The 12,551-nt window shown below is 35.0% G+C and carries 9 protein-coding genes; 5 read left to right on the forward strand and 4 right to left on the reverse strand.

Going from position 1 to position 12,551, the window contains the following annotated elements:
• The first annotated feature begins 94 nt into the window (after positions 1-94).
• Positions 95-2,569 (forward strand): zinc-dependent metalloprotease, encoded by a 2,475-nt coding sequence (locus LNP23_RS09685; RefSeq protein WP_047777956.1) that lies wholly within the window; start codon positions 95-97, stop codon positions 2,567-2,569.
• Between the two features lie 47 nt (positions 2,570-2,616).
• Here the strand turns inward: LNP23_RS09685 and LNP23_RS09690 are convergent, their stop codons facing one another.
• A complete protein-coding gene (locus LNP23_RS09690) occupies positions 2,617-3,051 on the reverse strand; it encodes a DUF4890 domain-containing protein (RefSeq protein WP_047777954.1) in 435 nt (144 codons plus the stop codon).
• A 195-nt stretch (positions 3,052-3,246) separates the two neighbouring features.
• Here LNP23_RS09690 and LNP23_RS09695 point away from each other — a divergent pair, with 195 nt between their 5' ends.
• Together LNP23_RS09695 and LNP23_RS09700 are read left to right on the forward strand one after the other, a co-directional pair.
• Positions 3,247-4,266: a 2-hydroxyacid dehydrogenase gene (locus LNP23_RS09695; RefSeq protein WP_230004721.1), complete on the forward strand. Its 1,020-nt coding sequence runs from the start codon at positions 3,247-3,249 to the stop codon at positions 4,264-4,266.
• A 53-nt stretch (positions 4,267-4,319) separates the two neighbouring features.
• Positions 4,320-4,922 carry a hypothetical protein gene (locus tag LNP23_RS09700; RefSeq protein ID WP_230004722.1) on the forward strand — a complete coding sequence of 201 codons (603 nt, stop codon included), beginning with the start codon at positions 4,320-4,322 and terminating at the stop codon, positions 4,920-4,922.
• Between the two features lie 66 nt (positions 4,923-4,988).
• On the opposite strand, the gene LNP23_RS09705 is transcribed toward LNP23_RS09700, so the two are convergent.
• The 3 genes from LNP23_RS09705 to lysS form a co-directional block, all read right to left on the reverse strand.
• Positions 4,989-5,291, reverse strand: coding sequence for a type II toxin-antitoxin system RelE/ParE family toxin (locus LNP23_RS09705; protein ID WP_230004723.1), 303 nt, complete (start codon positions 5,289-5,291; stop codon positions 4,989-4,991).
• A complete protein-coding gene (locus tag LNP23_RS09710) occupies positions 5,276-5,509 on the reverse strand; it encodes a hypothetical protein (RefSeq protein ID WP_047777949.1) in 234 nt (77 codons plus the stop codon). The genes LNP23_RS09705 and LNP23_RS09710 overlap by 16 nt, the downstream gene beginning before the upstream one ends.
• A 101-nt stretch (positions 5,510-5,610) precedes the next feature.
• A complete protein-coding gene (gene lysS / locus LNP23_RS09715; protein WP_047777948.1) occupies positions 5,611-7,314 on the reverse strand; it encodes a lysine--tRNA ligase in 1,704 nt (567 codons plus the stop codon).
• A gap of 332 nt (positions 7,315-7,646) precedes the next feature.
• On the opposite strand from lysS, the gene LNP23_RS09720 reads away from it, so the two are divergent.
• Positions 7,647-8,375: a hypothetical protein gene (locus LNP23_RS09720; protein ID WP_230004724.1), complete on the forward strand. Its 729-nt coding sequence runs from the start codon at positions 7,647-7,649 to the stop codon at positions 8,373-8,375.
• Between the two features lie 898 nt (positions 8,376-9,273).
• Positions 9,274-12,549 carry a SusC/RagA family TonB-linked outer membrane protein gene (locus LNP23_RS09725; RefSeq protein WP_230004725.1) on the forward strand — a complete coding sequence of 1,092 codons (3,276 nt, stop codon included), beginning with the start codon at positions 9,274-9,276 and terminating at the stop codon, positions 12,547-12,549.
• The last annotated feature ends 2 nt before the right edge of the window (positions 12,550-12,551 follow it).

The following is a 12,551-nucleotide window of genomic DNA, read 5'->3' on the forward strand; positions in this document are numbered from 1 at the left end:
AACAGTTAATTAAAAGTTAAATTAAATATAAATCCTTAAATATTAGCATCAAAAATTATTTTTGTTTATCAAATCACTATTAAATTTACCATTAATGAAGAAATTTTACATTTTCGCTGCGACTACAGTTTTTTTACTGTTTCCTGTAAGCCAATTTGCACAATCTAAAAAAGAGAAATCTAAGAAGGGCGAAGCTGCAGTTGCCCCACCGGAAAAAAAGCCGGAATCAACTATTAAAGAGTACAGTAAAGTCATTACTAAAGATGCCGTTTCTGATGAAGGGCTCTTTACAGTACATAAAGTGGATAAAAAATACTACTTCGAAATTCCGAATAAATATTTGAATAAAGACATGCTTCTGGTGAGCAGATTGTCTAAGTTGCCTTCTAATTTGGGCGGAGGTTATGTAAACGCAGGTTCAGAAACAAATGAACAACTAGTGGTTTGGCAACGTTTTCAGGATAAGATTTTAATCAAATCAAAGTCTTATAATTCAGTTGCAAACGACAGCTTGCCGATCAGTATTTCGGTTAAGGCGAACAATTACAACCCTACATTATTTGCTTTTGATATCGTTTCTTTTAGTAAAGATTCTGCTAATGTCGTTGTGGATGTTACTAAATTTTACAGTACAGACGTAAAAGCGATTAGCGGAATATCTCCGGAAATGAGAGAGGTTTACAAAGTAAAAGGTTTGGACGAATCGAGAAGTTTTGTGAATACGATGAAAAGTTTCCCAATGAATATCGAGGTAGTTCAGGATATGACTTATAATGCTTCTAAGCCGTCAATGCTGGAAGAAACAGAATCGATTAGTGTTCAGATGAATCAATCTATGATTTTGTTGCCGGAAGTTCCTATGAAGCCGAGGTTAGCAGATCCAAGAGTAGGATGGTTTACAATGAGCCAATACGATTATGGAAGTAATGAATTAAAATCAGATCTTAAAACTTATATCCGTCGTTGGAGAATGGAACCGAAAGACCCTGAAGCGTATGCAAGAGGAGAATTGGTTGAGCCTGTAAAACCAATTGTATATTACTTAGATCCGGCAACTCCGGTAAAACTTAGAAAGTATATTAAACAAGGAATTGAAGAATGGCAAAAACCATTTGAAACCGCTGGGTTTAAAAATGCTATTATTGCCAAAGATGCTCCAACAAAAGAGGAGGATCCTGATTTCAGCCCTGAAGATGTTCGCTATTCTGTAATTCGTTATGTGGCAAGTACAACCAGAAATGCAGTAGGTCCAAGCGTTTCAGACCCTAGAACGGGAGAAATTATAGAGAGTGATGTTATTTGGTACCACAATCATTTACGTTCGTACAGAAACAGATATTTACTTGAAACCGGAGCAGCAAACCCATCGGCAAGAACATTACAAACAAGTGATGAGGAAATGGGAGAAATGATGCGAATGGTTATTGCACACGAAGTAGGTCATGCATTAGGTTTTCCACATAATATGGGAGCAAGTTGTGCTTACGATACAGAAAGCTACAGAAATGGAGATTTTACGCAGGAAAATGGTATTGCAGCAAGTATAATGGATTATGCCCGTTACAACTATATCGCGCAGCCAGGTGATAAAAACATACGTTTTATTCGTAAAATGGGTGCTTACGATCATTATGCCTTAAATTGGGGATACAGAGTAATTCCGAATGCAAAAACGACACAAGACGAATTACCTACATTAGATAAGTGGATTGTGGAAAAAGCAGGAAATCCAGTTTACAAATACGGGAAACAAAGCAGTTCATTTGACCCGACTTCTCAAACAGAAGATGTTGGTAATAATTCAATGAAAGCAAGTTCATACGGACTTAAAAATTTGGAATATGTGGCAGCTCATTTAAACGAATGGACGAGTAATGTTACCAACAACTATGACGATTTAGATGAATTGTATAAAGAATTATTAGACGTTTGGAGCCGTTATGTAGGCCACGTGGTTACCAATGTTGGAGGTGTTTATGAGAATACTAAAAACCCAAATCAATCCGGAAATGTGTACGAGGTAGTTCCAAAAGCAAAACAAATAGAGGCGATGAATTGGCTTCAAACGAATGCTTTTGCTTCTCCAACATGGATTGTAAATGTAACGACGTTAAAAAATACAGATTTCGCAGGTTATACAGAAAGATTCAGAGGGATACAAGTGAGACAATTGAACAGTCTGCTTAGTTTAGGACGTATCGGAAGGCTAATGGATAACGAAATTCTGGGAGCTGATACGTACAAAGCCTTAGATTTGTTTAAAGATATTCGCAAAGGAATTTGGAAAGAAGCAGGTACAGCAGCTAATGTAACGATCTACAGAAGAAATTTACAACGTGCTTTCATTGACCGAATGGGGTTTTTGATGACCGAAGAAATTAAGCCAACGGATCGATCTGCGACTTACTATAATGTGTCTCAGTCTGATGTTAGAGCTTTGGTTCGTGGTGAATTAAGTGCGTTAAGAAAAACACTTTCAGTAGCAAAAGCAACAGCTGTGAATACGGAAACAAAATACCACTATGAAGATTGTATCAAAAGAATAGATTTGATACTTAATCCGAAATAAAATAGGATACTAACGAAAAAAGAGGCTTTTAGGCCTCTTTTTTTTTGTTATGGATTCTCTCTTCTTTCTTTTCTTTTTTCTTTAAATTTTTCCTTGTTGTCTTCCTGAATTGCTTTCCATTTGGTGTATTGGTCTGCTTTTAAGATCGATTTCATTTTGGCATCATTGGCTTCGACTTCATCCGTCATTTGTTTTCTGAAAGCTGCTTTTTCCTCTGCAGTTGGTTTCATATTACTGTCTTTTTTCGCCTGACGTGCTTCTTTAAAACTTTGTGCTTTGGCACTTCTGTCAGCTAAAAGTTGTTTTACCTGAGTTTGTTGGCTGGCATCCAGATTCAGTTCCGATGTTAATTTTTTTAATTGTTTGTCATTGCGTTGTTCCGGTGTCAACTTCTCTCTTTGTGGCTTAGAAGTTTGATCTGCGTCTTGAGCAAAACTTACCATTCCAACGAATAGCAAAGCTGCGATAAGTAATTTTTTCATAATTTGTTTTTTAAAGGTTATAGCAATTAGACTTTATAAAATTTATTAGGTTTAATGGCGTGTCAATAATTATGGATTATTTAACAGGTTAGGCTTCATTGTTTTATAAATGCGTCTTTTCTGTTTTTAAGAAAATTCGGAATTAATCATTAAATTTAAGAAATTTATAAATGCGAATAAATAACAAATAAGTATATGGATTTAGGATCTTTGAGCGAAAATAAAGTAGCTTTCTTTTCAACGCAGCCTTACGATAAAACGTTCTTTAATAAATACAATGAGTCTGGTTTTGAATTGGATTTTTTTGAAACCCAACTCAATCCGCAAACGGCAACTTTAATTCAGGAGTGTGCTATCGTTTGTGTTTTTGTGAATGATATTGTCAATGAAGCCGTTATCAAACAATTGGCAGAAAAGAACGTAAAGATTATTGCTTTGCGCTGTGCCGGTTTTAATAACGTTGACTTAGAAGCAGCAAAAAAATACAATCTTAAGGTTTGTCGCGTTCCCGCTTATTCGCCACAAGCAGTTGCAGAGCATGCCATGGCAATGATTTTGACATTAAACAGAAAAACACACAAAGCTTATAATAGAGTTCGGGAACAGAATTTTTCCTTAAACGGATTGTTAGGCTTCGATTTGTTCGGAAAAACAATCGGAATTATAGGAACGGGAAATATTGGAAAAGCATTCGCTAAAATTGCCCTAGGATTCGGATGTAAAGTAGTGGCCTATGATATTATAACGGATCCGGAAATGGAAAAAGACGGTATTGTTTTTACCGATTTGAAAACTATTTTTAAAGAGAGTGATATTATTTCACTGCATTGTCCGTTAAATGAACAAACGAAACATCTGATCAATAAAAACGCAATTACTTTGATGAAAAACCACGTGATGATCATCAATACCAGTAGAGGAGGATTGATTGAAACAGCCAGTGTTATTGAGGGTTTAAAAGAAGGTAAAATAGGTTATTTAGGGATCGATGTTTACGAGCAGGAAGAAAAGTTGTTTTTCAGAGATCTTTCCGCAGATATTATTCAGGACGATGCCATTCAGCGGTTAATGAGTTTTCCGAATGTTTTGGTTACTGCGCATCAGGCTTTTTTTACTAACGAAGCATTGACACAGATTGCTTTAGTTACTTTTGATAATATTAAGTCATTATTGCTTGAAAATGATATTAAAAACAAAGCTGCTTTACTGGTTTAAAACTGCGTTGTTAATTGATTTTAAGTAGAATGTTATAAATTTAAAATAGAGATATGAAAAATAAAATTTTAATGGCCTGTGCAATTTTGGCCCTGTATTCTTGCCAGAATAAAGAAAAACCGGCAAAGGAAAATATCGTTAAAACAATTGCAGAAGATACCTTAACAAAGACCGCTACAGGTTCTGCGGATGTAGGAGATGTTCCGGCTAAAGATGATAAAGCGGTCGAAATGATCAGAAAGCAACTTCTGGTCTTGTTGAAAAATGATCTTAAAGCCATGACAAAAGACGATCGATTCTTTTATTACGAAGTTTTCGATTTAAATAATGATAAGAGAAACGAATATTTTGTTGGCTTTTCCAATCCCTACTTTTGCGGAAGCGGAGGTTGTTCCGGTTATATTCTGAACAATGACGGAAGTGTGCTAAATTCGTTTACGGTAACTAATTTTCCTATTCTTACAGCAGCAACTTCTTCAGAGAAATTTCAGGATCTTATTGTTAATAGTGGGAGTGGTGTTCATCTTGTGAAAATGAAAAACGGAAAATATCCTTCTAATCCTTCTGTTCAGGAAGTTTGGAAAGGAAAAACACCTCAAAATTCTCCGAAAATTTTGGATATTCAGTCAGGGAAATTGGAGAAGTATTCGTTTTAGAAACTTAAAAAAATATATACATAAAATAATTAAACCCGACAGGTTTTTAAAACCTGTCGGGTTTAATTATTTTAAAATTTTATTTAATGTTTTTGGGTTTTGACGACTATCCCAAAAAGCTATTATAACCAATTCGTTCAGAGTTGTTTTATAAAAAATATTATAATGACCTAAAGTAGATGTTCGGATATCAGAACGGTTAGTTTGAATAAAAGTTTCAGGGTTATTAGAAAGAAAATAAGTTCTGTCAGCAATTTCAGAAATTAGTCTTTTTGAGTAGGTTGTTGACTTATTTCTTTTTGTCCAATAAATCAATATTTTTCTCCTTTGAAGAACGGCAGTACGAGTCCAAATTATTTCGAGAGCCATTCCAGATCTTCCTTATCCAAGTCTTCTTGTGATATCACTCTGCCATATTTCAGATCTTCTTCGCTTTCTTTGAGCATATCAATTTCATATTCCTCAAATTGATATACTTCAGAAGTATCTGCGGCTTTTAGAATACTTCTAATCTTTTCCAATAAATTTACATCTTCGATGTTTTTTAGCTTGTCAAATATTTCAAGTTTAATCTCTAAGGTGTTCATTATGATATGTTTTGAGTAATCAAAGATATATAAAATTAAACAAACCCGATAGGTTTTTAAAACCTGTCGGGTTTGAATTTATATTTAAATCAGATAAAAAATTATTCCACCAATTCAACCATTTTAAAATCACCTTCAACGGCAACTTTAGTCAAGCCATGTTTCGATAAACCTTTCATTGCAGAATCCCATTTTTTACCGCTTAGATTAGCTTTTATTTTTAACTGTGTTAACTCAACTTTATTTTCGTTTCCTTTCAAAAGATCGATGATAAATTTTTCTTCGTCAGTCAATTCAATAGCGATTTGTTTTTTCTCCGGACGCATTTGCGGGAACAATAAAACTTCCTGAATAGACACATTATTAGTCAGGTACATCATCAAACGGTCCATTCCAATTCCCATTCCTGAAGTTGGAGGCATACCATACTCAAGAGCTCTTAAGAAATCCTCATCGATAATTCCGTTTGCTTCGTCATCCCCTTTTTCAGACAAGCGCATTTGGTCTTCAAAACGCTCTCTTTGGTCAATTGGATCGTTCAATTCAGAATAAGCATTAGCTACTTCTTTACCACAAATCATTAACTCAAAACGCTCTGTCAATTCAGGATTGTCGCGGTGTTCTTTACAAAGCGGAGACATTTCTTTAGGGTAATCCGTAATGAAAGTGGGTTGAATATAATTTCCTTCACATTTTGCTCCAAAAATCTCATCAATCAATTTTCCTTTCCCCATTGTTTTATCAACGTCAATTCCCATTCCTTTAGCAGCTTCGTAAAGCTCCTCTTCCGATTTGCCTGAGATATCAAAACCGGTAAAATGTTTGATCGAATCCGTCATGGTTACACGAGCGTATGGAGCCTTAAAATTAATGGTGTGTTCTCCAAAAACGACATCAGAACTACCATTAACAGCAACAGCGCAATGCTCCAGAAGATCTTCGGCAAAGTTCATCATCCAGTTGTAGTCTTTGTAGGCTACATATATTTCCATAGCGGTAAATTCCGGGTTATGCGTTCTGTCCATTCCTTCGTTACGGAAGTTTTTAGAAAACTCATAAACACCTTCAAAACCACCAACAATCAATCTTTTTAAATACAATTCGTTGGCAATACGCATGTATAGCGGAATGTCAAGCGAATTATGGTGCGTAATAAACGGACGCGCCGCAGCACCACCCGCAATAGGTTGTAAAACCGGAGTCTCAACCTCAAGATAACCCGCACCATTAAAAAAGTCACGCATGGCGTTAAACAATTTCGTACGTTTTATAAAAGTCTCTTTTACGTTTTGGTTTACCGTTAAATCTACATAACGCATTCTGTAACGCAATTCAGCATCGTTAAAAGCATCGTGTACATTTCCATCTTCATCCACTTTTGGTAAAGGAAGCGGGCGTAACGTTTTACTCAAAAAAGTAAATCCGTCAACACGAATACATTGTGCCCCAACTTTAGTCGTAAACAATTCCCCTTCAATACCAATAAAATCTCCTAAATCGGTCAATTTTTTAAAAACCGTATTGTACAAAGTTTTATCATCGCCTTCACACAAAACATCGCGATTTACGTACAATTGTATACGTCCTTCGCTATCCTGCAATTCAGCAAAACAAGCTTTCCCTTGATCTCTCACACTCATCAAACGTCCGGCAACGATCACCTTCTTACCTTCTTCAAACGACTCCTTTATTTGCTTTGAAGTATGATTTACAGGAAAAAGATTAGCAGGATAAGGATTGATTCCTAAGTTGCGTAAGTTTTGAAGTTTCTCTCTTCGGATGATTTCTTGTTCAGATAAGGCCATTATATACTGTTTTTTAAGTGGGCAAAGATAGTCAATTTTGAAAAAATGACAATTTCAAAATTTGAAAATAATTCCAGTTTTTTCAGGAGCACAAAAAAAGGGTTTTTCAGCACCATTTGTCCCGCTATTCGCTATATCTTTTCCCGGTTAAAGAAACCGGAAAAAGGATGCCGCTGCTATCGGGGCTAAACCAGAAATTTAATTTTCAGAAGCCTTTCGAGCATTTCTACAAGAAGACTGTGAAAATTTAAAACATAAAATAAATCGAAGTAAATCAACTAAAAATCTCAGTATCTTAGCCACTCAGTACCTTAGCATCTCTAAAAAAATAAATGAAAAAATTACTAGCCCTTTTGCCCATAATTCTCCTTACAAGCTGTCAAATTACCGAAACGATAAACCTGAACTCAGACGGAAGCGGTACGATCGAAACCGTAGCAACTCGTGACGAACACAGTTATATGCAATTGGCTGGTGAGAATTATTCAAGAGAAGAAAGATTCCGGGATACCACTTATGTTTTTCAGGAATACATCACAAAATATGCGGAGAATTTTGCAAAACTTCCTGCAGCTGAAAAAGCTGTTTTTAATCAGTACAAAGAGGTCAAAGTGCATCTCAAGGAAAGTTCCTTTGAGAAAGAAGTCAAAAATACATTTACGTATCATTTTAGCAAAGTAGAAGCTATTCCGGACTTACATAAAACAACAGAATATGCCGATGATTTGAAACATAATTATGCTTTAAGTGCTGAGGAACATTATTACCATGTCAGTTTTACTTTTGATGGTATCACTTTTAAAAGAGTTATAAAAATTACAAATCCGGAAGAACTAAAGAAAAAACAGGAAGAAATTGAGAAATTTAAAAAGAAAACTTCTGGTTTTAAATTAGTACAAACCTATAATCTGGAGTATCATTTTCCCCGGAAAATAAAAACGGTTTCTAATGAAAAGGCAATTGTCAGCCCTGATAAAAAGTCACTAAAACTGGTTTTGCAGCTTTCAGATTGTCTTCAAAATCCGGAAACTTCCAATCTGGAAGTGATTTTAGAGCAATAAGGTTAACCTAACCTATAAGATATAATTATTTTAGAACAGCCTGAAATTTTTAAGAACACAAAGATATTTCACCCATTTAAATTTTAAGGATTTGATAATGTGGTAGAAATTTGTTTCTTAATTGCATTCTTTTATACAAGTAAAATCCAACTTTTCTCTTAGATGTTAAGTATAATTCTGGCGCGTTATGCTGCAATATTTTTTCTTCCATGTTCCAGCGAACTGAAGCGTCCGGAAAATCTATAGTGAAAGCATTTCCAACTTCTATGAAATGTTTTCTTTATTCTGTACTATTAGTAATGTTCAGCATTGCAATAGGATAAGCACAAACTTTTTCACAATGGAGTTCATTTTCTTTCATAGACCCTATTCGATTTTATACTAATTATATATTTTTTGCAGAAAGTAAAGAATATCTCGGTTGAAGATGGTTTAGCCAAAATCGTTTTTAAATGGAGTGGTTGGATAGGAGGAGAAAGGCAGAAAAGAACAGCTTCTGATGACAACTGCTTAGCGCTATTTTTTTGTTGTAACAATAGAATTCGACACTCACGCGGCTTATTATTATTTGGAAATGACATGTTGTCTTAACAAATAATAATAAGCTAATGATCGATTATAGTTTTATGGTATACAGTAATAAAGCAAATTAAGGGCGATACATAAATTGATGTAGTTTTAATTCGAAATACAGAAAGTGTATTTTAAAAACAAAAATTATGGAGAAAAAAGGAGCAGTATTTAAAAAAAAATCAAAATAAAAAATCAAAAAATAGCCGCATTTTCGAGTTCTATACTTTGAACCGTCTAGCCAGAAAATTCTGAAACAAGGTATAAAAGTAAAAATTATCTCTTCTTCAGGATTAGATATCCAAAAATTAATATAAAAACCAATTTTATGAATAACAAAATAAAGGTCACATTGTTGACCATGGCACTGTATTTTCTAAATTTAACGTGTTATTCTCGAGTTATATGTTTGAATTATAGTGGTATAAGTGTTAAAGAAACCGAAGGGATTCTGAAAGAGAAAAGTGGGTACTCTTTTGTTTTTGAATCAGATGATTTTGATACAAAAAGAAGGATTTCGATTGATGTAGTAAATCAACCGATTGATCAGATTAAGGAGAAAATTACAGGAATAATTACAGATAGTAAAGGGCTATTCATTGCCGGAGCAACTATAAAAAATAAGGAAACCAGTAAAACCACAATTTCTGATTCCGAAGGTAAATTTGATATAGAAGCTTCAATAGGGGATATACTCGAGATTTCCTGTATAAGTTATATCACCACATCAATTACAGTATCAGACAAAAACACGGTTAGTATTATACTTCAGGAAGACTCTAAAGTTCTGGACGAAGTAGTAGTTATTGGTTATGGAAAACAGTCAAAAACTAAGGTAATGGGAGCTTCGGTTCAAATAAAAACAGATGAACTGAATAAGGTCGCAGGAGCCAATTTTGCACAACAATTAAGTGGAAAAATGGCAGGAGTTCAAGTGAATGAAACATCAGGACAACCGGGATCCTCTTCAAAGATAATTATTCGCGGTACAGGCACATTAACTGCAGGCTCTAATCCTCTTATTGTTGTAGACGGTGTTCCTCTTTCTGAGGGAACAACATTAAACAGTATAAATTCTTATGATATTGAATCTATAAATGTGCTAAAGGATGCTGCTTCTGCCGCTATTTATGGCTCAAGGGGGGCAAATGGAGTTATTCTGGTTTCTACAAAAAAAGGAAAAAAAGGGGCTCCAACAATATCATTTGATTATTATACCGGTATCCAGAGACAGGCATCCAGAGTAGAATTAGTAAATGCAAATCAGGCGGCTCAATTTTTTAATGAAGCCCGGGATTGGGGGTATGTCTCTAAAAAACCAGCCACCCGAAGTGAAAATGATGACGAAGCCACAAGAATAGCAAAGGGAGCAGGCAAGCGTGAGCTTAGACTTAATTACCTGAAAAACCCCGGATTATCAGGACTAGCAAACACCAATTGGATGGATGAAGTTTTTAGAGATGCACTTATGAAGAATTACTCGCTCGGAATTTCCGGAGGAAATGAAAAATCAAATTACTACATTTCTACAAATTATTTCAAACAACAAGGAATCGTTATCGAAACAGATTATGAACGTTATACTTCTTCGATTCGGTTTAATACGGAACTATCCGATAAATTTAAATTTGGTATTAGCTTGAACCCTTCTTATTCGGTTCAGAATAAGTACGATCAGGATGATGGATTTAACACCAACCCTGTTCTCTCACTTATTATTTCCTATCCGTTTTTTAGCCCTTATACTAAAGATGGTTCCTTAGCTATTGGCGACCAACTTGCCGCAAATGCTCCTCAAGACGGTGCTTTGGCAGAAAATCCGGTTGCGATCATAAAGCTAAACTCAAATGTGGAGCGTTATTTCAGGCTGTTCGGAAATGCTTTTGTTACCTATGATATTAGTGATGGACTGCAATTTAAAACATTATTTGGTGGAGATTACAGAAATCCTTTAAAACAATTCTATAGTCCATCCTCAGTAGGGTATTATCGAATGCCCGCTCCCAAGGCGCCTATAGCTTCTGAAACGGTTTCAATTGCAAAAAATATTATTACCGAGAATACATTAAATTATACTAAAAATTTTGGAGAGCATCAAATAGAACTATTGGCAGGATATACGTACCAAAGAGAAGAAGGAACCTCATCAGATATTACCGGTACAGGGATCTCAGATGATAATCTCCCAAATATTGCCGGAGCCAGTGCTTATAAAGTTTCCAGCTCAAAAGAGGCATGGGTGTTGATCTCCTATCTTGGCCGTGCTCAGTATTTTTATAAACAAAAGTATCAACTCACAGGGACTTTAAGACGTGATGGTTCCTCTCGTTTTGGTTCTAATTCAAAATGGGGTCTTTTCCCTTCGATAGCAGCAGGTTGGATAGTAAGTAAAGAAACTTTTTTCCCTGAAACGACGATTTTTACTTTTGCTAAAATACGCGCCAGTTGGGGGAAAACGGGAAATAATCAAATTGGGTCTTATGGGTCTATTGCGTTAGTAAATTCTCAAAATTATGTATACGGAAATGATTTAAGTCCCGGATTTACAACTACCAGTTCCCCTAATCCGGATTTATCATGGGAAAACAGAGCGTCAACCAATCTGGGACTGGATTTAACCATTTATAGAAAGTTTAATTTCACGGCTGATTTTTATACATCTATTACCAGTGATTTACTTCTAAATGTGCCAGTACCGCAGCAATCAGGGTTTACAACTTCTACTCAAAATACCGGAGAATTAAAAAATTCGGGTATTGAAATTTCATTTGAAGGAAATGGAATTAATCTGGGGCAAGTAAAATGGAATTTTGGAGGAAATATTACAACCAATAAAAGCGAAGTATTAAAATTGGGTAATAATCAGAATGAAATAATAACAGGTTATCAAGGATCTTACAGAACAAAAGTCGGAGGCCCTATTGCAGAACTTTATGGATATAATATCTTGGGAGTCTATAAAACAAATGAACAAATTGCAGCAACACCCCATATACCAGGTACTCTAACAGGGGACTACATTATGGAAGATAGTAATAAGGATGGAATTATTGACAACAAAGATAAAAAAGGCTTTGGAAGTTATGCTCCTAAGATTACCTATGGTTTTAATTCTTCTTTTGCTTATAAAGATTTTGAATTAAGCTTCTCTATAAACGGAATTCAGGGCAGAAAAAAACTCGCTAAAGAGACGGCTGTGTTTTTGGAATCCGGTGAAGGTTTTTCGATGCCAAGTACCTATTATTTTAAGAATAGGTATCATCCTGTTAATAATCCGAACGGTTTTTTGGGCCAACCCAACACGGGAAATTTTTCGTCAAACAGACAAGCAGCCAGAGGATCAAGCAACACTTTTACAAATGCAGATTATATAAGACTTCGAGACATACAAATAGCTTACAATTTACCTAAGACAACCATAAAAAAGATTGGTTTAACAAGGGCAAGAATTTACCTTTCGGGTAATAATCTCATAAACATTACGAAATACAGAGGTTTTAATTCTGAAGCAGAAACAGACAATATTCTTGAAATGGGATTTAATAATAATCGTATTTATCCCAATACAAAATCTGTAATTTTTGGAATTAATTTAACTTTTTAACC

This window comes from Flavobacterium cupriresistens (assembly GCF_020911925.1).
Taxonomy (GTDB): Bacteria; Bacteroidota; Bacteroidia; order Flavobacteriales; family Flavobacteriaceae; genus Flavobacterium; species Flavobacterium cupriresistens.

Excerpts from the sequence above, each read along its gene's own strand:
- LNP23_RS09685 (WP_047777956.1), top strand. The coding sequence starts at position 95 with ATGAAGAAATTTTACATTTTCGCTGCGACTACAGTTTTTTTACTGTTT.
- LNP23_RS09690 (WP_047777954.1), bottom strand. The coding sequence starts at position 3,051 with ATGAAAAAATTACTTATCGCAGCTTTGCTATTCGTTGGAATGGTAAGT.
- LNP23_RS09695 (WP_230004721.1), top strand. The coding sequence starts at position 3,247 with ATGGATTTAGGATCTTTGAGCGAAAATAAAGTAGCTTTCTTTTCAACG.
- LNP23_RS09700 (WP_230004722.1), top strand. The coding sequence starts at position 4,320 with ATGAAAAATAAAATTTTAATGGCCTGTGCAATTTTGGCCCTGTATTCT.
- LNP23_RS09705 (WP_230004723.1), bottom strand. The coding sequence starts at position 5,291 with ATGGCTCTCGAAATAATTTGGACTCGTACTGCCGTTCTTCAAAGGAGA.
- LNP23_RS09710 (WP_047777949.1), bottom strand. The coding sequence starts at position 5,509 with ATGAACACCTTAGAGATTAAACTTGAAATATTTGACAAGCTAAAAAAC.
- lysS (WP_047777948.1), bottom strand. The coding sequence starts at position 7,314 with ATGGCCTTATCTGAACAAGAAATCATCCGAAGAGAGAAACTTCAAAAC.
- LNP23_RS09720 (WP_230004724.1), top strand. The coding sequence starts at position 7,647 with ATGAAAAAATTACTAGCCCTTTTGCCCATAATTCTCCTTACAAGCTGT.
- LNP23_RS09725 (WP_230004725.1), top strand. The coding sequence starts at position 9,274 with ATGAATAACAAAATAAAGGTCACATTGTTGACCATGGCACTGTATTTT.